The organism is Streptomyces sp. NPDC053427, from assembly GCF_044544985.1.
Taxonomy (GTDB): Bacteria; Actinomycetota; Actinomycetes; order Streptomycetales; family Streptomycetaceae; genus Streptomyces.
This window is the reverse complement of the sequence record NZ_JBITYA010000002.1, coordinates 236,080-257,765: the sequence shown is the minus strand read 5'-3', so window position 1 is coordinate 257,765 and position 21,686 is coordinate 236,080. Positions and strand designations below refer to the sequence as shown.

Annotated in this window: 19 protein-coding genes and 1 pseudogene; 6 read left to right on the top strand and 14 right to left on the bottom strand. The window is 71.0% G+C overall.

Annotation, left to right across the window (positions count from 1 at the left end):
* Window positions 1–13: 13 nt before the first annotated feature.
* Both ACIGWZ_RS05895 and ACIGWZ_RS05890 read right to left on the bottom strand, forming a co-directional pair.
* Window positions 14–1,018, bottom strand: coding sequence for an aldo/keto reductase (locus ACIGWZ_RS05895; RefSeq protein ID WP_400061238.1), 1,005 nt, complete (start codon window positions 1,016–1,018; stop codon window positions 14–16).
* 168 nt (window positions 1,019–1,186) lie between these two features.
* Entirely contained in the window at window positions 1,187–2,641 is a 1,455-nt protein-coding gene (locus ACIGWZ_RS05890; RefSeq protein WP_400061236.1) for an MFS transporter, read from the bottom strand.
* Between the two features lie 101 nt (window positions 2,642–2,742).
* On the opposite strand from ACIGWZ_RS05890, the gene ACIGWZ_RS05885 reads away from it, so the two are divergent.
* Window positions 2,743–3,660: a helix-turn-helix transcriptional regulator gene (locus tag ACIGWZ_RS05885; protein ID WP_400061234.1), complete on the top strand. Its 918-nt coding sequence runs from the start codon at window positions 2,743–2,745 to the stop codon at window positions 3,658–3,660.
* Window positions 3,661–3,698: 38 nt separating this feature from the next.
* Here ACIGWZ_RS05885 and ACIGWZ_RS05880 read toward each other — a convergent pair whose 3' ends face one another.
* Window positions 3,699–5,150, bottom strand: coding sequence for an MFS transporter (locus ACIGWZ_RS05880; RefSeq protein WP_400061232.1), 1,452 nt, complete (start codon window positions 5,148–5,150; stop codon window positions 3,699–3,701).
* 64 nt (window positions 5,151–5,214) lie between these two features.
* On the opposite strand from ACIGWZ_RS05880, the gene dusB reads away from it, so the two are divergent.
* From dusB to ppdK, 3 genes are all read left to right on the top strand, one after another.
* On the top strand, window positions 5,215–6,351 hold the full coding sequence (gene dusB / locus ACIGWZ_RS05875) for a tRNA dihydrouridine synthase DusB (RefSeq protein ID WP_400061230.1): 1,137 nt from the start codon (window positions 5,215–5,217) through the stop codon (window positions 6,349–6,351).
* A 140-nt stretch (window positions 6,352–6,491) separates the two neighbouring features.
* Complete coding sequence (locus tag ACIGWZ_RS05870; RefSeq protein ID WP_400061228.1) at window positions 6,492–7,067, top strand: MarR family winged helix-turn-helix transcriptional regulator; 576 nt, start codon at window positions 6,492–6,494, stop codon at window positions 7,065–7,067.
* Between the two features lie 688 nt (window positions 7,068–7,755).
* Window positions 7,756–10,449 (top strand): pyruvate, phosphate dikinase, encoded by a 2,694-nt coding sequence (gene ppdK, locus ACIGWZ_RS05865; RefSeq protein ID WP_400062005.1) that lies wholly within the window; start codon window positions 7,756–7,758, stop codon window positions 10,447–10,449.
* A gap of 182 nt (window positions 10,450–10,631) precedes the next feature.
* On the opposite strand, the gene ACIGWZ_RS05860 is transcribed toward ppdK, so the two are convergent.
* A complete protein-coding gene (locus ACIGWZ_RS05860; RefSeq protein ID WP_400061226.1) occupies window positions 10,632–10,994 on the bottom strand; it encodes a hypothetical protein in 363 nt (120 codons plus the stop codon).
* A gap of 629 nt (window positions 10,995–11,623) precedes the next feature.
* Here ACIGWZ_RS05860 and ACIGWZ_RS05855 point away from each other — a divergent pair.
* Window positions 11,624–12,451, top strand: coding sequence for a helix-turn-helix domain-containing protein (locus ACIGWZ_RS05855; RefSeq protein WP_400061224.1), 828 nt, complete (start codon window positions 11,624–11,626; stop codon window positions 12,449–12,451).
* A 25-nt stretch (window positions 12,452–12,476) separates the two neighbouring features.
* Here ACIGWZ_RS05855 and ACIGWZ_RS05850 read toward each other — a convergent pair whose 3' ends face one another.
* The gene (locus ACIGWZ_RS05850) at window positions 12,477–13,427 is read right to left on the bottom strand and encodes a TauD/TfdA dioxygenase family protein (protein WP_400061222.1); all 951 of its coding nucleotides are present in this window, start codon (window positions 13,425–13,427) and stop codon (window positions 12,477–12,479) included.
* 216 nt (window positions 13,428–13,643) lie between these two features.
* Window positions 13,644–13,784, bottom strand: a complete 141-nt coding sequence (locus ACIGWZ_RS05845; protein ID WP_400061220.1) for a hypothetical protein — start codon at window positions 13,782–13,784, stop codon at window positions 13,644–13,646.
* Window positions 13,785–13,872: 88 nt separating this feature from the next.
* Here ACIGWZ_RS05845 and ACIGWZ_RS05840 point away from each other — a divergent pair, with 88 nt between their 5' ends.
* Entirely contained in the window at window positions 13,873–14,358 is a 486-nt protein-coding gene (locus ACIGWZ_RS05840) for a hypothetical protein (RefSeq protein WP_400061218.1), read from the top strand.
* Window positions 14,359–14,432: 74 nt separating this feature from the next.
* Here the strand turns inward: ACIGWZ_RS05840 and ACIGWZ_RS05835 are convergent, their stop codons facing one another.
* From ACIGWZ_RS05835 to ACIGWZ_RS05800, 8 genes and pseudogenes are all read right to left on the bottom strand, one after another.
* The gene (locus tag ACIGWZ_RS05835; protein WP_400062003.1) at window positions 14,433–15,278 is read right to left on the bottom strand and encodes a carbohydrate ABC transporter permease; all 846 of its coding nucleotides are present in this window, start codon (window positions 15,276–15,278) and stop codon (window positions 14,433–14,435) included.
* 92 nt (window positions 15,279–15,370) lie between these two features.
* Window positions 15,371–16,279, bottom strand: coding sequence for a carbohydrate ABC transporter permease (locus ACIGWZ_RS05830; RefSeq protein ID WP_400062001.1), 909 nt, complete (start codon window positions 16,277–16,279; stop codon window positions 15,371–15,373).
* 80 nt (window positions 16,280–16,359) lie between these two features.
* On the bottom strand, window positions 16,360–17,652 hold the full coding sequence (locus tag ACIGWZ_RS05825; RefSeq protein WP_400061217.1) for an ABC transporter substrate-binding protein: 1,293 nt from the start codon (window positions 17,650–17,652) through the stop codon (window positions 16,360–16,362).
* 240 nt (window positions 17,653–17,892) lie between these two features.
* Window positions 17,893–18,198, bottom strand: a complete 306-nt coding sequence (locus tag ACIGWZ_RS05820; RefSeq protein ID WP_400061215.1) for a hypothetical protein — start codon at window positions 18,196–18,198, stop codon at window positions 17,893–17,895.
* Window positions 18,199–18,213: 15 nt separating this feature from the next.
* Entirely contained in the window at window positions 18,214–18,345 is a 132-nt protein-coding gene (locus ACIGWZ_RS05815) for a hypothetical protein (protein WP_400061213.1), read from the bottom strand.
* 32 nt (window positions 18,346–18,377) lie between these two features.
* Window positions 18,378–18,554, bottom strand: a pseudogene (locus tag ACIGWZ_RS05810) (DUF397 domain-containing protein); the annotation flags it as partial.
* A 67-nt stretch (window positions 18,555–18,621) separates the two neighbouring features.
* The gene (locus ACIGWZ_RS05805) at window positions 18,622–19,443 is read right to left on the bottom strand and encodes a maleylpyruvate isomerase family mycothiol-dependent enzyme (RefSeq protein ID WP_400061212.1); all 822 of its coding nucleotides are present in this window, start codon (window positions 19,441–19,443) and stop codon (window positions 18,622–18,624) included.
* A 113-nt stretch (window positions 19,444–19,556) separates the two neighbouring features.
* A complete protein-coding gene (locus ACIGWZ_RS05800; RefSeq protein WP_400061211.1) occupies window positions 19,557–21,482 on the bottom strand; it encodes an APC family permease in 1,926 nt (641 codons plus the stop codon).
* Window positions 21,483–21,686 lie beyond the last annotated feature (204 nt).

The window sequence follows — 21,686 nt, the reverse complement described above, 5'->3', positions numbered from 1 at the left end:
TCGTCCCGGGCGGTCATCGCTCGCTGTCCAGGTGGGCCATCTGCTCGGCCGGATAGCGCTCGCCCGCGGCGGCGCCGGCCGGGACCGCGCGCTCGATGGCGGCCAGGTCGTCGGCGTCCAGCGTGAGGTCCATGGCGCCGAGCGCCTCGGTCAGCCGGTCGCGGCGGCGGGCGCCGACCAGCGGGACGATGTCCTCGCCGCGCGAGAGCACCCAGGCGATCGCGGTCTGGGCGACCGTGGCGCCCTTCTGCTCCGCGATCTTGCGGAGCGCGTCCACCAGGTCGAGGTTGCGCGCGAGGTTCTCGCCCTGGAAGCGCGGCGACATCCCGCGGAAGTCGTTGGCGGCGAGCTTGCGGTCGCGGCCGAAGTGGCCGCTGATCAGACCGCGGGAGAGGACGCCGTAGGCCGTGATGCCGATGCCCAGCTCGCGGGCGGTGGGCAGGATGTCGTCCTCGATGCCGCGGGAGAGGAGGGAGTACTCGATCTGGAGGTCGGAGATCGGGGCGACGGCTGCGGCCCGGCGCAGCGTCTCGGCGCCGACCTCGGAGAGGCCGATATGGCGGACGTGTCCGGCCTCGACCAGCTCGGCGATGGCGCCGACGGTCTCCTCCACCGGGACGTCGGGGTCGACCCGGGCGATGCGGTAGACGTCGATGTGGTCGCGGCCCAGGCGCTGGAGGGAGTACGCGGCGAAGTTCTTCACCGCGTCCGGCCGGCCGTCGTAGCCGCTGAAGCCGCCTTCGACGGTGCGCAGGGCGCCGAACTTGACGCTGATCAGGGCCTTTTCGCGGGCGGCGGCGGGGGCCGTCGCGAGGGCTTCGTTGAGCAGGAGTTCGTTGTGGCCCATGCCGTAGAAGTCGCCGGTGTCGAGCAGGGTGATGCCCGCTTCGAGGGCGGCGTGGACGGTGGCGAGGGATTCGGCGCGGTCGGCGTCGCCGTAGAGGGCGGACATGCCCATGCAGCCGAGGCCGAGGGCGGAGGTCTGGGGGCCGGTGGTGCCGAGGGTGCGGGTCTGCACAGCGGTCTCCTGGGGGCGGAGGGACGGGATGGGGTACCGGGCCGGGCCGGTGAGCGGAAGGGCGCATCGGCCCGGCCGGTGCATTCACTATGGCATGACGACTGACAGATTTCAATATCTGTCAGTCGTCATCTGTGAGCTTGCCGTCTCCCCTCGCGTTCCCGCAGGTCAGCGCACCGTGCGCGGCAGGCGTAGCGCGAGCACGGTCGTGCCCAGGACGATCGCCAGCTGGGTCAGCAGGGCGGCGAGCAGCGCATCGCGGATGCCGACCGACGGCAGCAGTGCGAGGAAGAGGGTGCCGAGGGTGGCCACGCCCAGGGCGAGACCGGACTGCTGGCTGGTGGTCATGACGCCGCCGCCCACACCGGCCTGCGCCACCGGCAGCTCGCTCAGCACGATGCGCACCACTGTCGGCAGGACCATGCCCTGGCCGGCCCCCAGGATCGCCATGCTCGGCGCGAGTCCGGCCACCGAGATGCCGGGCCAGCCGGCGTACACGGTCAGCGCCAGGACGAGCAGCCCGGTGCCCTGGATCAGCGAACCGGCGATCACCACCCGCCGCCCGAAGCGCTGCACCAGCCGGGGGCCCGCCAGCGAGGCGAGGAAGAAGGTGAGGCAGAGAGGCGCGAGGGACAGGCCGGCCGCGAACGGGCCGTAGTGCAGGCCGGTCTGGAGGGCCACGGCCACCACGAACATGAACCCGCCGAAGCCGATCGAGAACGGGACGATCATGGACAGGCCGCTGTGCACCGACGGGATGCGCAGCAGGGACGGAGGGACGAGCGGGGTGCGGCCGACGCGTTCGGCGCGGCGCTCGACGAGGAGGAACGCGGTGGCGGCGAAGGGGAAGACGGCCAGCAGGATCCACGACCACAGGGGCCACCCGGCCGCCCGGCCCTCGGTCAGCGGCAGCAGCAGGGTGATCAGGGCGAGGGCGAGCAGCGCGGTGCCGGGGCCGTCGACCCGGCTCGGATGCGGGGAACGGGTCTCGGGGACCGTACGGACGGCAAGCAGCCAGGCCACGGCGGCGATCGGCACGTTCACCAGGAAGACCGCACGCCAGCCGGTGCCCGCAAGGTCGGCCGCGACCAGCAGCCCGCCGAGCACCTGGCCGACGGCGCTGGCGACGCCCGCCGTCCCGCTGTAGAGGCTCATGGCCTTGGCGCGGTGCTTGCCGGTGGTCGTGGCCTGGATGGTGGCCAGCACCTGCGGCAGCAGCAGCGCGGACGCGGCGCCCTGGGTCACCCGGGCGGCCACCAGCGTCCAGGCGTCCGGGGCCACTCCGCAGGCGAGCGAGGTCAGTCCGAACGCGGCCAGGCCCCACAGGAAGAGCCGGCGGCGCCCGATCATGTCGCCGAGCCGGCCGCCGAGGACCAGCAGCATGGCGTAGGCGACGCCGTAGCCCGCCACCACCATCTCCAGCAGCGCGGGGCCCGCGCGCAGATCGTGGTCGATGGTCGGCAGCGCGACATTGACGATAAAGAAGTCGATCATCGGCAGGGCCGCGCCCAGAAGGACGGTCAGCAGACCTGTCGCGGTAAGTAACGGGGTGGCCGTCGACCGGGGCGAGGCAGCCGTGGGTGGGGCTGCGGGGGCAGTGGTCCGAACTCGGGTATCGCTCACGGAGTCGACGATCGTCGACCGCTCAGACGGGTACCAGAGTGTCCTTATCCTGGTACCAGCGCTACCTGGCAACCGGCTGGCGCCTGCGGCACGCTGGAGGCATGACCGTCGACGCGACCTTGACGCAGGCTGCCATATCCGCCGGAGCCGGAGCCGCCCCACGGTACGGCGCCGCGCCCCGCGACGACGCCGCCCGCCGGGCCGAGTTGGCCGCCTTTCTGCGCAGCCGGCGGGAGCGGATCACCCCGGAGCAGGTGGGGCTGCCGCGCGGCGCCCGCCGCCGCACCCCGGGGCTGCGCCGCGAGGAGGTCGCCCACCTCGGGGCGGTCGGCGTCACCTGGTACACCTGGCTCGAACAGGCCCGGGACATCCATGTATCGCCCCAGGTCCTGGACGCGGTCGCCCGCGCGCTGCTGCTGGACCGCGCCGAACGCAGCCATCTCTTCGCGCTGGCCGGGACCGTCGACCCGCTGCCCGGCACCGAATGCACGGGCGTGTCGCCCGCGTTGCGGCAGATGCTGCACCAGCTCTCGCCGTTCCCGGCCGCCGTCCAGAACAGCAGGTTCGACATCCTCGCCTACAACTGCACCTTCGGGCAGCTGATGTGCGACCTCGACGCGCTGCCCGAAGCGGACCGCAACTCCATGTGGCTGGCGTTCACCCACCCCCAGTGGCGGGCCAGCCTGGTCGATCTGGACGCCACGATGCGGGTGATGGCCGCCAAGTTCCGTGCGTCGATGGCCGGACACCTCGCCGAGCCCGCCTGGAAGGCGCTGCTCGCCCGGCTGACCGAGGCGTCGCCGGAGTTCCGCGAGATCTGGGCGCAGCACGAGGTCCTGCGCCCCCTGAGCGCCTGCAAGGTCTTCCGGCACCCCCGGGTCGGCATCCTGGAACTCACCGCCAGCAGCCTGTGGACGGGGCCCAACCCCGGGCCGAAGGTGCTGACGTACACACCCGTGGACGACGCCTCCCGCGAGCGCCTGGAACGCTTGGAGAAGCTGGCGCTCACCGGGATGTGAGGCGCCGCCGGGCTACGCCTTCGCGAGGCGCCGCCAGGCTACGCCTTCGCCGTGACGTGCCCGTTCCGGTGCTCCTCCTCGAACAGTTCCGCCGTGCGCCGCGCCGTCCGCAGCGCCCACCGCCCGGTCGTCAGCGCGCCCAGCAGCAAAATGGCCGCACCGCACCCGGCGATGATCCACCAGGCCGGGCGCCCGGCCGCGAGGAACTCGGCCCCCGTGGCGCCGGCCCCCGCCCCGCCCGCCAGTACGGCGCCGATCACCGCCACGCCCAGCGACTGCCCCACCTGACGGCTGGTCGAGGCGACCGCGGCCGCCACCCCCGCCTGGGTGCGCGGCATCCCCGACACCGCGGTGTTGGTGATCGGCGCATTGACCAGCCCGAACCCGATACCGAACAGCACATACCCGGTGAACAGCAGCGCCGTCGTCGCCTGCGCATCGAACGCCGCGAAGAGCAGCCCGCTCGCCCCCATGAACGTCCCCGCCAGCAGCAGCGACAGCCGGGGCCCGTGGCTGCCGACCAGCCGCCCCGACAGCGGCGCGAAGATCAGCGTCATACCCGCCATGGGGATCATGTAGAGCCCGGCGTCCAGGGCGGAGAGCCCGCGCACGTTCTGCAGATACAGGGTGTTGATGAAGAGGAAACCGGCGAGCGAGGCAAAGGCACAGACCGCTATGACGGTCGCCCCGCTGAACGGCGCGCTGTGGAAGAACCGCAGGTCGACAAGGGGTTCGCGGCGCCGGCGCTCGTAGCCGATCAGGGCCCCCAGCGAGACCAGCGCCACCACCACGAACGCCAGGATCTCCGGCGACGCCCAGCCCGCCTCCGGCGCCTCGATGATCGCGTACGTCAGCGAGCCCAGCAGCGCGATCACCAGCAGCTGGCCCACCGGGTCGACGCGGCGCGGCTTGGGGGCGCGCGATTCGGGGACGTAGCGCAGGGTGAGGAAGAGCGCGAGGGCGCCGATCGGGACGTTGATCCAGAAAATCGAGCGCCAGCCGACGGTCTGCACCAGCAGCCCGCCGATCACCGGCCCGGCCGCCATGCTGATGCCGACGACCCCGCCCCACACCCCGATGGCGCGGGCCCGCTCGCGGGGCTCGGTGAACGTGTTGGTGATGATCGACATCGCGACGGGATTGAGCATCGAGCCGCCCACCGCCTGCACCATCCGGAACGCCACCAGCCATTCCAAGCCGGGCGCCAGGCTGCACAACAGCGAACCGATGGCGAACACCACCAGCCCGACCAGGAATATCCGCCGCCGCCCGAGCCGGTCCGCGGTCGACCCGGACAGCATCAGCAGCGACGCCAGCACCAGCGTGTAGGCGTCGATCGTCCACTGCATCCCGGAGACCGACGCGCCCAGCTCGTGCTGCATGGACGGCAGGGCGACATTGAGGACGGTGTTGTCGAGGCTGACGATCAGCAGGCTCATGCAGCAGATCGCCAGCACGAGCAGACGCCGTCGGCGGCTGAGCTCGGCCATGGTTGAACGCTACAACGATCCGGGACTTCCGGCCCTGGCAGGGGCACCCGCGCAGTGCGGGACAATGACTTCCATGACTTCGCTGCGAATCGGTCCGCATACGGTGCAGCCCCCCGTGGTGCTCGCGCCGATGGCCGGGATCACCAATGCCCCGTTCCGGACGCTGTGCCGGGAGTTCTCCGGCGGCAAGGGCCTCTTCGTCAGCGAGATGATCACGACCCGGGCACTGGTCGAGCGCAACGAGAAGACCATGCAGCTGATCCACTTCGATGCGACCGAGAAGCCGCGCTCGATCCAGCTGTACGGCGTCGACCCGGCCACCGTCGGCAAGGCCGTCCGCATGATCGCGGAGGAGGACCTCGCCGACCACATCGACCTGAACTTCGGCTGCCCCGTCCCCAAGGTCACCCGCAAGGGCGGCGGCTCCGCGCTCCCGTACAAGCGCCCTCTCCTGCGCGCCATCCTGCGCGAGGCGGTCACCGGCGCCGGCGACCTGCCCGTCACGATGAAGATGCGCAAGGGCATCGACGACGACCACATCACCTTCCTCGACGCCGGCCGGATCGCCGTCGAGGAGGGCGTCACCGCCATCGCCCTGCACGGCCGCACGGCCGCTCAGCACTACGGCGGCACCGCCGACTGGGACGCCATCGCGCGCCTGAAGGAGCACGTCCCGGAGATCCCGGTGCTCGGCAACGGCGACATCTGGTCGTCCGACGACGCCGTCCGGATGATGCGCGAGACCGGCTGCGACGGCGTGGTCGTCGGCCGCGGCTGCCTCGGCCGCCCCTGGCTCTTCGGCGATCTGGTGGCCGCCTTCGAAGGCACCGGCGCACCCAAGGCGCCCGGGCTGCGCGAGGTCGCCGCCGTCATGCTGCGGCACGCCGCGCTGCTGGGCGAGTGGATCGGCGACGAGACGCGCGGCGTCATCGACTTCCGCAAGCACGTCGCCTGGTACCTGAAGGGTTTTGCGGTCGGCTCCGAGATGCGCAAGCGGCTGGCCATGACGGGGTCGCTGGCCGAGCTGGAGGACGGCCTCGGCGAGCTCGACCTCGACCAGCCCTGGCCGCAGGGCGCGGACGGCCCCCGCGGCCGTACCTCCGGCAACAACCGGGTGGTGCTGCCGGACGGCTGGCTCAAGGACCCCTACGACTGCGCCGGCGTCAGCGAGGACGCGGAGCTGGACACGTCGGGCGGCTGACCTTTGGCGCATGCCCTCCCCCGCATGACATCCGCCGGGTGACATCGGGCGGGTGATCCGTCCCGGGAGGCCTCGGCCGCGATATCGATGGAGCCCGTACGGGTCCCGACGAGGGACCGGGCGCGATCGAGGGAGATGCCGTGGTCAGCGGTCACCGTTCCAGCGGGGACACGGAGAAGGCCGTCCGGGCCAAGCTCGGCGATGCCCCCGTCCGGCACGAGCAGATGGCCGCGGTGGCCAACATCTACCGCGCCGCGGCCGCCGTACGGCAGCACTTCGAGAACTCCGTGCTGCGCGGCGTCGAGCTGACCTGGACCTCCTTCGTCGTGCTGTGGGTGGTGTGGATCTGGGGCGAGATGGAGACCCGCAGGGTGGCCGAGGAGGCCGGGATCTCCAAGGGCACGCTCACCGGCGTCGCCCGCACGCTCCAGGGCCGCGGCCTGATGGCGCGCAGCGCCCACCCGACGGACGGACGGCTCGCGCTGCTCGCGCTCACCCCCGAGGGCGAGGCGCTGATGACGGATGTCTTCCCCCAGTTCAACGCCGAGGAAGGGTTTGTCACCGGCCCGCTGAACGACGACGAGGTGCTGCGCCTGGCGGATCTGCTGCGCCGCATCGTGGTGCAGGTCGAGACGTGCGGCGAGGAACGCCGCCTGGAGCTGCTGGACGGCCAGGACCCGCACCCGCGGCGCAGCGGCCGCCGGCCGAAGGGCTGACGGCCGTCGCCTCCTTCGGGTTGCCAACTCCCGTGTGTGAACGGCTATGGAGGCGACCGTGCGGCGGCCGACGGGATTCCGTCAGCCGTCGGGGCCGGAGGGAGACGGCGGGCCCTTGCGCCGTATACGAAGCCGGACGGCCGGGGCGGGGATCCCGTCGGCCTCGAACGAATGGCCGGATCCCGACACTCGGGCCCCGCGGCATGGGAGCGCCTGGCGCATCGAGGCGGAGCTGACAGGGACGCATTCCTTGATCATTTAGCCGAAGGGGGTCCAAATGATGGACCCGCGTCACACATGAGCGCGTGATTCTCGCCACCCCTGATAGGGGGTCCGCTCACATGAGCATCCTGAGTCCGACTCCATCTCTCCAATGATGGCACTGGGTGCCACGCACTATGTGTTCGACTGATCAAGTGAATGGTTGCAATGAGTAACGCAATGGCGCCGTCCTGACTGCGTACCGGAATGATGCGTTCAGGTAATGAACTTAAGTCAGAAGGCTAGATCACTTTCGATCCGCTGGCTGACACCCGGTTACGCACGTATGTCGACCAAGTGGACGTACCCATACGCCTTCGATCTGGGTATGTTCCTCGCCGTCAGGGCAGCCCGTCGGCGAGGAGCCATTCCCGTGCCGGAAACACAAGATCCCCACGTAAGCCAGTCCGCGTCCGCGTCGGCGTCGGTGAAGTTCGTCTACGACTTCACCGAGGGCAACAAGGACCTCAAGGACCTCCTCGGTGGCAAGGGCGCCAACCTCGCGGAGATGACCAACCTGGGACTTCCGGTCCCTCCCGGCTTCACGATCACCACCGAAGCCTGCAAGGTCTACCTCGAGAGCGGCTCCGAGCCCGCGGCACTGCGTGCCGAGGTCTCCCAGCACCTCGAGGCCCTCGAGCGGCAGATGGGCAAGAAGCTCGGCCAGGCCGACGACCCGCTGCTCGTATCGGTGCGTTCCGGCGCGAAATTCTCCATGCCCGGCATGATGGACACCGTCCTCAACATCGGCCTCTCCGATGCATCGGTTTCCGGCCTTGCCGAGCAAGCCGGTGACGAGCGGTTCGCATGGGACTCCTACCGCCGCCTCATCCAGATGTTCGGCAAGACCGTGCTGGGCGTGGACGGCGAGCTCTTCGAGGAGGCGCTCGAGGAGGCCAAGCGCGCCAAGGGCGTCGTCGTCGACGTCGACCTGGACGCGGCCGACCTCCGCAGCCTCGTCGCGCACTTCAAGGACATCGTCGCCAAGGAGACCGGCCGCGACTTCCCGCAGGAGCCGCGCGAGCAGATGGACCTCGCCGTGCGCGCGGTCTTCGACTCGTGGAACACCGACCGCGCCAAGCTCTACCGCCGCCAGGAGCGCATCCCCGGCGACCTCGGCACAGCCGTCAACGTCTGCTCCATGGTCTTCGGCAACCTCGGCCCCGACTCGGGCACCGGCGTCGCCTTCACCCGCGACCCCGCCAGCGGCCACCAGGGCGTCTACGGCGACTACCTGCAGAACGCGCAGGGCGAGGACGTCGTCGCCGGTATCCGCAACACCGTGCCGCTCGCCGATCTCGAGGGGATCGACAAGGCGTCGTACGACCAGCTGATGCAGATCATGGAAACCCTCGAGACGCACTACAAGGACCTGTGCGACATCGAGTTCACCATCGAGCGCGGCAAGCTGTGGATGCTCCAGACCCGCGTCGGCAAGCGCACCGCCGGTGCCGCCTTCCGGATCGCCACCCAGCTCGTCGACCAGGGCCTGATCGACGAGGCCGAGGCCCTCCAGCGGGTCAGCGGCGCGCAGCTGGCGCAGCTGATGTTCCCCCGGTTCGACCTGGACGCGAAGTCCACGACGCTCGGCCGCGGCATTGCCGCCTCCCCGGGCGCGGCGGTCGGCAAGGCCGTCTTCGACTCGTACACCGCCGTCAAGTGGTCCCGCTCCGGCGAGAAGGTCATCCTGATCCGCCGCGAGACCAACCCCGACGACCTCAACGGCATGATCGCCGCCGAGGGCATCCTCACCTCCCGCGGCGGGAAGACCTCGCACGCCGCCGTCGTGGCCCGCGGCATGGGCAAGACCTGTGTCTGCGGCGCCGAGGAGCTGGAGGTCGACACCAAGTCCCGCCGGATGACGACCCGGGAAGGTGTGGTCATCGAGGAGGGCGACCTCGTCTCCATCGACGGTTCCACCGGCAAGGTCTACGCCGGCGAGGTGCCGGTCGTGCCGTCCCCGGTCGTCGAGTACTTCGAGGGCAAGGTCGACGCGGAGGCGGCGGGCGCCGACGAGCTCGTACGCTCCGTGCACCGCCTGATGACGTACGCGGACTCGCAGCGCCGCCTGGCCGTCCGTACCAACGCCGACAACGCCGAGGACGCCGCCCGCGCCCGCCGGTTCGGTGCCCAGGGCATCGGCCTGTGCCGCACCGAGCACATGTTCCTCGGTGAGCGCCGCGAGATGGTCGAGCGCCTCATCCTGGCCGACACCGACGCCGACCGGGACGCCGCGCTCGCCGAGCTGCTGCCGCTCCAGAAGGCCGACTTCGCCGAGCTGTTCGAGGCCATGGACGGGCTGCCGGTGACCGTACGGCTGCTGGACCCGCCGCTGCACGAGTTCCTGCCCGACATCACCGAGCTGTCGGTCCGGGTCGCGCTCGCCGAGGCCCGCAAGGACGCCAACGAGAACGACCTGCGCCTCCTCCAGGCCGTGCACAAGCTGCACGAGCAGAACCCGATGCTGGGTCTGCGCGGCGTCCGCCTCGGCCTGGTCATCCCCGGCCTGTTCGCCATGCAGGTACGGGCGATCGCCGAGGCGTCGGCCGACCGCAGGAAGGCGGGCGGCGACCCGCGCGCCGAGATCATGATCCCGCTGGTCGGTACGGTCCAGGAGCTGGAGATCGTCCGCGAGGAGGCCGAGCAGGTCATCGCCGAGGTCGAAAAGACCGCCGGCGTCAGCCTCTCGCTCGCCCTCGGCACGATGATCGAGCTGCCCCGCGCCGCCCTGACGGCCGGCCAGATCGCCGAGTCGGCCGACTTCTTCTCCTTCGGTACGAACGACCTCACGCAGATGGTCTGGGGCTTCTCCCGCGACGACGTCGAGGCCAGCTTCTTCACCGCGTACCTGGAGAAGGGCATCTTCGGCGTCAGCCCGTTCGAGACCATCGACAGGGACGGCGTGGGCAGGCTCGTCCGCAACGCCGCCGAGGCCGGCCGCGCCACCCGCCCGGACCTCAAGCTCGGCGTCTGCGGTGAGCACGGCGGCGACCCGGAGTCGGTCCACTTCTTCCACGAGGTCGGCCTGGACTACGTCTCCTGCTCCCCGTTCCGTATCCCGGTCGCACGGCTGGAGGCGGGCCGCGCGGCGGCCGACTCCCAGGGCAGCGACAGCCGCTGACCCCTCCCGGTGCCGCGGACGCCCCAACGTCCGCGGCACCACCCCCGCTTCACCACCGGAGCCGGCCCCGCCCGGCACACGACCCTCAGCCACCGGGCTGTCGGCTCCGGGACCCGATGAGGGCGGCACCTTGTGCGGAGGTGCCGCCCTCACCCTTTTCCGCGCGCGGCCGCCCCGCTGCCTCACCCGGGCAGATCGGTCGTCGCCCCGATGCCCAGCCGCTCCGCCCGCCGGTACGCGGCCCGGGCGAGCGCGAGGGCCTGCCAGGGGAGCCCGACGGGCGCGTGGACCGTCCGGGCCGCGGCGGCCAGGGCGTCGGTCCCCAGGGCGGCGGCCAGGCCGGTCCGCCAGGCGGTGACGGTGGCCGGATCCGGCAGTGCGAGGAGCGCCCCGTCGGTGCCGCTGTGCAGGCAGACCACGCCGCGCAAGGCGGGCCGGGAGCCCGGGAACGTGGCGTTGGCCTTCACCGTGTACGCCTCGACTCCGGGCAGTACACCGGGTATCAGGGCCGTGGCCGTACCGGGGAACGGCAGGTCCGTACGCACGCGCTGCCCGGCGACCGGCGTGGCGAAAGCCCTCGCGCAGCGCGTCCGTACAGGACACGGGAGCGAGGACGGCCAGCAGATCGCCGCGCGTCAGGATGCGGGTCGGGTTGCCGGGCATGCCCGGGATGATCCCACCTCACCCGGCCGACGGGGCAAGGGCGGCACCTGTGCGGAGGTACCGCCCTCGCTCTTCTCCGGGCTCCCCCCTCGGGAGCTGTCGCCGTCCCTGTCGGCGTGGGAGGGCGACTCTTCAACGGAACGGCGAGCGGGCGGTCATTTGCCCATCACCCCCCACGGGATCGAGCAATCCGCTTCGCTCGCTTCGCCGTTGAATTGAGTACAGCATTCCCGTCGCCCGCCGGGTGGCGCGACCCTTTTCAACTCTGGCCAAAAGGGCATGGTGACCGCGCGTGTTGGCGTGCATACTCAGGGCGTACCGGGGGGTCAACCGAGGAAAGCAAGGTGGGGGTTCGGTGTTACGCGTCCATTTCAGTGGACTCGACCTGGCTCGGGTGCGCATTGCCGCACGCCCGGACGCACTGTGGGAGACCGTTTTGAGCTTTCACCGACTACGCGACAGACGCGACGATTCCGCATTCGGCAGATGGCGATCGGAAACGCGGGGAAGGTTGAATGGCGAAACGCGGCTGCTGGCCCCGCTGGTGCCCACCCGCGGCTATTTCCCCGATTTCCTCACGCCCGCCGAAGGGCTCCTCGGCATGGACGCGGCGCTCGAGGCGCTGCGGGAAACCCCGGCCGTCCGGCTGCACGACGAGCTCTCGCGGCTGTCCGCCGCCCGCCCGCTGCCCACCTGGATACGCGAGATGGCCGAGGGCAGCACCCGCTCGCTCGGCCGCCTCGCCGGCGTCCTCCAGCGCTACTACGAGGCCGCCGTCGCCCCGCACTGGCCGCGCGTCCAGGGCCGTATCGAGGCCGACCGGGCCGCCCGCGGCCGGGCCCTCCTGGACGGCGGCGCGGACCGGCTGCTCGCTTCCCTGCCGCCGATGCTCCGCTGGCGGGCGCCCGTTCTGGAAGCCGACTACCCGGTGGACCGCGACCTCCATCTGAACGGCCGCGGCCTGCTCCTGCTGCCGTCCTACTTCTGTCGCCGCACCCCGGTCACCTTCCACAACCCCGATCTGACGCCCGTCCTGGTCTACCCCGTAGAGCACCAGACGCCCCGCCTGGCCCCGCCCGAACCGCCCGAACGCTGTTTGAGCCGGCTGGTCGGCCAGACCCGCTCCGCGATCCTCCAGGGCATCGGCGTCGGCTGCACCACCAGCGAACTCGCCCGCCGCGTCGATGTCTCCCTGGCCTCCGCCAGCCAGCATGCGACCGTCCTGCGCGACGCCGGCCTCCTGCTGACCCTGCGCCAGGGCAACGCCGTCCTCCACACCCTGACCCCGCTGGGCGCGGCGCTGCTGCGCGGCGCGCGCCCGGCGGAGGTGCACGGATGAGCGGACGTCGCGGCCGCTTCCTCGCTCAGTACGGCCGGTCGCCCGCGATGGCGACGCGCTCGGCGACCCGGCGGTGCGTCCCGTAGTCGTTCACCGCGTAGTGCTGCGTGGCCCGGTTGTCCCAGAACGCGACGTCCCCGGCCCGCCACCGCCACCGCACCTGGAACTCCGGTACCTGCGCCTGCTGGAACAGCACCCGCAACAGCCGGTCGCTCTCCGTCTCCGCAAGCCCCACGATCCGCGTGGTGAATGACGCGTTGACGAACAGCATCCGCCGCCCGGTCTCCGGGTGGCGGCGCACCACCGGATGCTCGACCGGCGGGAACTCCCCCTGAAATGGCGCCAGTTGGGCAGCGGAGTAGAAGCGTGCGAACCCCGGAAGGTAGTCGTGCACCGCCCGCGCGCAATTGATCCGTGCCCGGATTTTCTCCGGCAAATTGTCGTACGCGGCGGCCATATCGGCCCACATCGTGTCCCCGCCGACCGGTGGAACCTCGCGCAGCTGCAACACCGCGCCCATCGCGGGCCGTTCGCGGAAGGTGACATCCGCGTGCCATACGTTCTCGAACGTCGGAACCGCACCGTCCGCCTTCTCGAACCGCACCACATCCTTCGCATCGCCCCGCGCGAGCAACGGATTGGTCTCCAGCTCTCCCCAATTGCGAGCGAATTCCCGCTGCGCATCGGAGGCCAGATGCTGACCGCGGAAGAACAGCACCTTCCACTCCAGCAGCGCCCGGTTCAGCTCCCCCCGCAGCTTCCCGGACAGCGGCCGGGAGAGGTCCAGCCCGCGAATTTCGGCCCCGATGGTGGCGGCCTGCGGTACCACCTCGAAGAGCTCGTACGGCCGGTCCGTCCAGCCGTCGGGGGTGCGGCGCAGGACGCGGCGGCCCTCGTACAGCCCGTCGGCGGGGATGCGGTGGGGGCGCAGGGTGGGGGTGGGGTCGGCGGGAGCGGGAGTGGCGAGAGTCGTCATCTGGTCCTCCTGGTGGGAAGGGGGAAGACAGGGAAGGGGTGGTGAGGATGCGAGGGAGGGGGAACGGGAGCGGGGGCGGGGGCTGCGTTGCGTGTCCCGAGCGGCCGGTCGCAGGGCGAGCCGGCGGGTCATGTCCGGGGCCGAGGGGTTACGTCCCGAGCTGACGGGTTACGTCCCGGGCCGACGCGTCATGTGGCCGGGCGGTCGCCGGAGGGCTCAGGCCGTACAGAAACAGCCGGCCGGGGGAGATCCCACCCGGCCGCGGCGGCGCAGAAAGCTCAGGCCGCGGGGCGCGCACTCGCCGTGGGGGCCGCCGTCGCGCGGCTCCGCCTCACGGAAGTTGGGGTGCGTGCTCATGCCACGCACCGTACCGCATCCGTCAGCCGCCGCTAGGTGGTGTCCGCAAAGTCCCGTCGTCCGCCCGGAGGGCGGGCCAGGCGGGACTTTGCGGACACCACCTAGGGCCGGTACGGCGCCCGGGGGAGGGCCGGCGGGAATCCGGTGCGCCGCACCGGCCGCGTCCACGCTCTTCTTCGCGGTCGTCAACGGCCTGGCCCTGGTCGTCGTGCTCCAGCGGGAACTCGGACCGGGCATCGACGTCCTCCCCGCCAGGCTGACGCTGCTGCCGTGGTCGGGCGCGATGGCGGTCGCGTCCTGGATCGCCGGCACGCGCCTGGTGCCGCGCTACGGCTCGCGCGTGATGTTCGCCGGGCTGACGGCCTTGCTGCTCGGCACGGTCTTCCTCCACGGCGCCGCTCCCGGCACACCGCTGTCCGGCGACGCGGCGCTCAACGGTGCCCGGCACGCGTTCTGGTGGGCGATCGCGCTCGTCGTCGCGACGGGTGGTGCCGCGGCATTCCTGGCCGCACCGGCCGGCCGGGAGAGGGCGAAGCGATCCGGCCGAGGGGGCCGACGGGGCTGGGATGATTGACGGGGCCGACGGGGCCGACCGGGCCGACCGGGGTAACGCCCCTCGGTCCGTCGGCCAACCCGTCGGCCACCCCATCAGTCATCGATACCGCTGCGCTCCACCCCCGCCACGATGTACCGCTGGAGCAGCAGAAACACGACCACCAGCGGCGCGATCGACACGGCCGCGGCCACGAACAGCTCATGCAGATTCAGGTTCTGCGCCGTGGTGAACGTGGACAGCGCCACCTGCACCGTCCATGCCTCCTGGTCCTGCCCGATCACCAGCGGCCACAGGAACGCGTTCCAGGCTCCGATGAACACGATCGTCCCGACCGCGGCAAAGACCGGCCGCGCGTTGGGCACGACGATCCGCCAGTACGTCCGCCAGTAGCCGAGCCCGTCCACCCGGGCCGCGTCCTCCAGCTCTTGCGGAAAGCCCAGGAAATACTGCCGAAAGATGAAGCAAGCGAATGCGCTGAACAGCGTGGGAATCACCAGCCCGCGCAGCGTCGAGACCCACCCGAGCGACGACACCAGCACAAAGCTCGGCACGAACGTCACCGCCGCCGGGACCATCAGCGTCCCCAGGATCGCGTAGAAGACGACATTGGCGTACCGGTACGGGATCCGCGCCAGCCCGTACCCCGCCAGCGAGGCGAGCACGACCGTGCCGACTGTCGTCGACACCGCAATCAGCGTCGAGTTGAGCAGCGCCCGCGCCATCGGCAGGCCCGGGTCCCGGAACACCTCGGTCAGATGCGACCAGCGGGGTTCGCCGGGGAAGAACGTCCAGTCGGGCGAGGTGATCTCCTGCTCGGACGCCAGCCCGTTCCGTACCAGCAGATAGAACGGCACGAGGAACAGCAGGGCGAGGGCGACGAGTATGACCACCCGCAGCGCGCGCCCGGCCCTGGTCAGCGCATCGTGCGTGCCCAACATCGACTTCGGCACCGGATGCGACTTCGGCTTCGGCACCGACTTCGACTTCGGCACCGACTTCGACTTCGGCACCGGATGCGACTTCGGCATCCTCAGTCCTCCTTCCGGCCGAGGCCGAACCAGCGGGCCTGGACGACCGTCGCCACCGCGATGATCAGCGCCAGGATCACCGCGCCCGCACTGCCGAGCCCGAGGTTCTGGTCCCGCCCGAGCGCCGTGTAGTAGAGGTAGACCAACGGCGGCCGGGCATACGGCGGATAGCCGCGCGCATCGCTCAGCAGGTTGTAGAACTCGTCGAACGCCTGAAACGCATTGATCACCAGCAGCAGCACCACGGCCACGGACGTCGCCCGCAGCTGTGGAAAGGTGATGTGCCGAAAGACCTGCCAGCCCGGCCGCGCCCCGTCCACCGCCGCTGCCTCGTACAACTGCGGTGAAATCCTTTGCAGCCCCGCAAGAAACAGAATCATGTAGAAACCGGCTTGCAGCCACAGCCGTACGGTGACGATGACCAGCCAGTACCAGGGCGGGTCGGTGGTGGACAGCCAAGCGGTCTGATCGGCCCCGAACCACCCCAGCACCGTATTGGCCAGCCCGAACCGCACCCCGTTGAAGATCGACAGCTTCCAGATCACCGCGGCGACGACATACGAGCAGGCGGTCGGCAGAAAGAACACCGACCGGAAGAACGCCTGGGCGAAGCGCAGCCGGTTGACCATCAGCGCGAGGGCGAGCGAGAGCGCGTAGGTCGCCGGGACGATGAAGACGGTGAACAGCAGGAACGTTCCCAGGCTGCCGAGAAACGCCTCATCGCTCAGCATCGTGGCGTAATTGCCCAGCCCCACGAAGTCCGTTTTCGTCGGCGTCACGGTGTTGTGCGCGTCGAAGAGGCTGAGGTAGAGGCTCCACACCAGCGGTACGTAGGTGAACAGCCCCAGCCCGATCGCGAACGGCCCGACGAAGACCCAGAACCAGAGATTCCGCCGCTGCGGCCCCAGCAACCGGCCGGCGCGGGATGTCCGGCTGGTCCGGGTGGCCTGGCTGGTCCGGGCGGTGCGGGCGGTCCGGGTGGACGCGGCGCTCACCGCCCCGACTTCTGCTTCTTCTCGATCCCCTGCAGCTCGGCGTTGACCTTGCGCACCACGCTCTTCAGCTCGCTCTCCGGGTTCGCGCCGTCCTTGATGATCCGGCTCAGCGCGTCCTGGTAGGCGTTACGGTCGGCGGCCGTCCACAGCAGCGGCTCGGCATGGCCGTACTCCGTCGCAAACCGCACCGCATCCGCGGCAACACCTTGCTGCAACTGCTTGGCCTTCCGTGCAAGCGAGATCCGCGCCGGAATGTGGAAGCCGTAGGACAGCGCAAAGTCTTGCTGAAAGTCGGTGCGATCCACCCACAGCCATTTCGCGAAGGCCTTGGCCTCCGTCTTGCGCCTGCTCCGCGCGCTGACGGCGGACCCGTAGGCACCCACCGGCACGGCAGGCTTCCCACCCGCGCCGTCCTTCGGGAACGGCAGCACCCCGAAGTCGTCCCCCAGCGCCTTCTTGATCCCCGGCAGTGCCCACAGCCCCGACCACTGCATCGCGGTCAGCCCCTGGATGAACGCGGCCGGATCGGACCAGTCCGTGGGCGCGCCCAGCAGCAACGACTTGTCCGCGTACAACTGCCGGATCTTGCCGAGCACCCGCGCCGCCGCCGGATCGTCGAACCCGACCTTGCCGTCGTCGGTGATCAGACTCAGCCCCGCCGCGTGCAACGGCGTCCCGCTGAGCACACCGACCCCGCCGTCGTTCCCGAGGAACAGCCCCTTGACCTTCTTCGTGCTCAGCTTCCCCGCCGCATCCACCAACTCATCCAGCGTCTGCGGAGGCTGAACCCCGGCCTCCTTCAGCAAACTCTTGCGGTAATAGAGCATCTGCATGTCAATGACCTGCGGAATGCCCCACACCTTCCCCTGCCAGGTCTTCGGCGCCAGCACCGCCTGAGGGAAGTCGTCCTTGACCGGCTCGACTTCAGCGGTCAGATCCACGACCTGCCCGCCCCGAATCTGATCCAGCAAGGGCCCGTTGACCTCGAACACATCGGGCCCGGAGTCGGTCAGCAGCGCCGCCGCCGTCTGCCGGTCGTAGTCCCCGGGCCGCCACTGCACCCGCACCTCGGCCTTCTTGTACGCGGCGGCATACCGCTGCACGGCACGCTGCGTCCCCGGCTCGCCGTACTGGTGGTACCACTGGCTGATCGCCGGCCCCGAACCCCCGCCACCACGCCCGGTGTTGGACCCACAGGCGGCAAGCGCCCCGGCCGCCGCGATGCCGCCGGATGCGGCCAACAGCCGCCGCCTGCCGATACCGACGCCGCTTCCCGTCGTCCCGCCCATGCGCGTGTCGCCTCCTGTGGTCGTGGCCCCGGAGTGTGTGCCGTTGGTGCTTGTCGATCACCGTGTCGTGCGCCCGACCACTCTGCCCCACGCGTGTGAAAACCGCATTGCACCTTGACGAATCGACCTTCCGAAACCCGCCGAAAGGTCATGCGGGCGCCCGCCGGCCGAAACCGACAACCGGGGCCTCCTGGCTACCGACAGCCCCCGCCCCGACGCCCCCTCCACGCACCCCCGCACCTACGGCTGCGGATACGCCACCGCGACCTGCATCCCGCACGCGTCGCACCAGAACGCCCACCCGTTGGCATCCACGGCATGCGAGCCACACCCCATGCACGGATCGGACACGAAGTTGGCCAGCTGCATCCCCTGACTGGTCCGCCGAGGCGCCGCCTGCCGCTCCAGCGCATAGCAGGGGATGCACAGCCCCCCCGCCGTGCCGGGCAGCTTCATGGTCCGCAACTCGCAGTGCGTACAGCGCATTCTGTCGACGTACTCGGGGGGCAGCGCTCGCAGCCGGTTGCCCTCACGGGGGGTCGTCACGTCGTCGTCCGCCTCCTACGCCGGGACCGTGCCGGTGCCCATGCACCGGGAGCATTGCGTCGTCGTGGGGTTGCCGTCCTGGGTCTCCCACTCGACGGTGCCGGTCCCTCGGCACTCCTCGCACGGCACTTCGGGCGGCATCGTCATGCCTCAAGAATTCCACGACTGGTTACGCCGCGTCAGCGCGTTGTCACTACCGCTCCAACCTCTGTGGGAACGGACAAGGCAGGAGACGGGACCTTCCGTCGGCGAGCCGCCGTGATCGGCCCTTCCACGACGGCGCCACGGAACCGGGCCCAGGAGGCCGGAGCGGGGCGCAGCATCGGACCGTCGGGGTCCTGGGAGTCGCGCACGCCATGGCACGCTGCCCGATCGGCAGTTGGCGGGGCGTCGGATCCGGCGGATCTTCTGGCGGTTGCCCGCTCACGCGAAGATCATCTCCGCCAGCCAGAAGTCGAGCAGGTCCGTGTCCCCCTGGATGTCGAAGGTGGCGGTGTCGGCCGGTCGCCGCCCGTAGACCAGCAGCAGGAGGTCAGTCAGGGGTGCGCTGACCGAGACGGTGGCCGGTCCGGGGGAGCGGTGCCAGGCGAGGGCATCGCCGGTGAGGTCGACGAGCCAGTCGGCGGCGGCTTCGGGTGGGGTGTCGGAGGCGTGGAAGTGGAGGGTGCGGCCGGGGCCGAGGAGGGCGCGGCGCTCGGGGTGGTGGTCGAACATCTCGGGGAGGGAGCCCAGTTCCATCCATTCGTCGAGGGCGTCGAGGGCGACGCGTGGGTCGACGGTGAAGTCCTCGCCGAGGGTCAGGGACGCGTCGGCGCGGTGGACGACCGTCTCGTGGGCCATGCGGCGGGCGAAGAAGCGGGGGGATCCCGAGGGCAGCGGGGTCCAGATGCGGGCGTCGGGGCCGGCGGCGCGGAGGGTGTCGGCAAGCCGTTGGGCGCCTTCGGTGAGCCAGGCGGCGAGTTCGGGGGGCGTGACCGCGGTGTCGCGGGGGAGGACGCGGAGGGCGGTGTCGGGCGGGGGTTCCGCTGCTCGGGTGCGGACGATCTCCTCGACCCAGCGGTGGGTCTCGCCCAGGTGCCGTAGCAGCTGGGCGAGGTTCCAGTCCGGGCAGGAGGGGACGGAGGCGGCGAGGGCCTTGGCGATGGCCGGCTCCGTGGCGTCGGTGAGGGAGGACGCCAGGAGCTCGGCCTGGTGGGCGATTTCGGTGCAGTGGTCGGCGTAGCTCAGGGGCGGATTCGGGCTCATGCGTTCACGGTAGGTGCTGCCACTGACACCGGACCGTTACGGCGCGTACCGACCATTACGGCACGTACCGCCCGCTGTGGCGCGTACCGGCCGCTGTGGCGCGTACCGGCCGGCTACGGCGCGAGCCGGAACCGCAGGCGGCAGATCACCGCGTCGGTGTCCCGCCGTACCGCATGCGCGACGACCGCGCCGCGCTGGTTCTGGAGCAGGCGCTGCCACAGGTGGGCGGGTTCGGCCTCGGGGATGAGGACGGTGACCCGGGTGCCGGGCTGATGGTGGGGCAGGTCGCGTACGTACTCGGCTATGGGGCGGCCGACGGAGCGGGTGGTGGAGGGGAGTTCGAGGAGTTCCACGCCGGGGTTCCACAGTTCCCAGTCGCGGCGCAGGGCCTCGGTGGCCGGGCGGTCCTCGGGGTCGCCGTGGGTGACGGTGACCGCCACCACCTCGTCGCCCAGGGACACCGCGGCGTTCAGGGCCTCGGAGGTCAGGAGGGAGAGGTGGGACACGGGGACGACGACGAGGGAGCGGGCGGCGCGGGGCGGTTCGGGAACGCGGCCCAGGCCCAGCCGCTCGCCGATCCGGCCGTAGGCGCGGTGGACGGCCTCGAAGGCGAGGACGAGAAGGGGCAGGGCGACGACGATCAGCCAGGCGCCCTCGGTGAATTTGGTGGCGGTGACGATGACGGCCGAGACGCCCGTGAGGACGGCGCCGAAGCCGTTCAGGGCGGCCTTGGCCTGCCAGCCGGAGGAGCGCTCGCGGCGCCAGTGCCGGACCATGCCCACCTGGCAGATGGTGAACCCGACGAAGACCCCGATGGCGAAGAGGGGGACGAGGGTGTTGACGTCGCCGCCGGAGAAGGCGAGGAGGGCCGCCGCCACGGCCGAGAGGGCCAGGACGCCGTGGCGGTGGACCTGCCGGTCCGCCTTCAAGCCGAAGACATGGGGGAGGTAGTTGTCCCGGGCGAGCAGGCTCATCAGGACGGGCAGGCCGCCGAAGGAGGTGTTCGCCGCCAGGGCGAGAAGGACCATCGTGGCGAACTGGACGACGTAGAAGGCCCAGTTGTGTCCGAGGGAGGCGTCCGCGAGCTGGGCGAGGACGGTGACGCCCTCGACCGGCTGGAGGTGGAAGCGGCCGATCAGGACGGACAGGCCGATCAGCATGATGCCGAGCAGGGCGCCGAGGGCCACCTCGGTGCGCTGGGCGCGCTTGGCGGCCGGTGCGCGGAAGGAGGGCACCGCGTTGGCGACCGCCTCCACGCCGGTCAGCGCCGAGCAGCCGGAGGCGAACGCCTTGAGGAGGAGCAGGGCGCCGACGGCGGTCGCGTTGTGCGCCAGGACGGAGGCGTGGCCGTCGGCGGTGACGGTGGAGGCCGGGGCGTCGCGGAAGAGACCGACGACGACCATGCTGAGGATGGATGCGATGAAGACGGCCGTGGGGAGGATGAAGGCCTTCGCCGAGTCGACGATGCCGCGCAGGTTGATGGCGGTGATCAGGACCAGGACGGCGAGGCAGATCCACAGGCGGTCGCCGTAGAGGCCGGGGAAGGCCGAGGTCAGGGCCGCTACGCCCGCGGTCACGGAGACGGCGACGTTCAGGACGTAGTCGAGGATGAGGGAGGCGGCTGCCACCAGGGCGGTGCGGCGGCCGAGGTGGGTCCTGGCGACCGCGTAGGAGCCGCCGCCATTGGGGAAGGCGGCGATCACCTGGCGGTACGAGGCGACCAGTACGGCGAGGAGGGCGGCGATGGCCAGCGTGACGGGGAGGGTGAACCCGAGGCCGTAGCCGCCCGCTGCCGCCAGGACCAGCACGATCGACTCGGGGCCGTACGCGACGGACGCCATGGCGTCGAGCGAGAGGGCGGCCAGGCCCTGGAGGGCGGTGAGCCGGTGGCGGGAGTCGGGGTCGGCAGTGCCGGGGCCGGTGGCGGTGGGGGCCGGCCGGTCCGCGGCGTCCACGAGCCGCCTGCCCCTCGTCCCGGTCTCGGCTGCGGTATCCGGCGGTTCTTCGGGCCGGCTGTCGGGCTGGGAAACCGTCGACATTGTTGTTCGTACCTCCGTACCGCACTGGGCTGTGCTGTGTGGCGCTGATCCAGCACAGCGTGTGGGGTGCGGTCGCCGTGCGCTCGCCGCCCTAGCGTGCCCTTGGCGGGTGAGGGGGTGATTTTCACGGAATCCTGACGCGCGGAAGCCGGTTCCCGCGCCCGGGGTGTGCGCCGGGGCGTCGGCCGGCCGCGCGCCGGATAC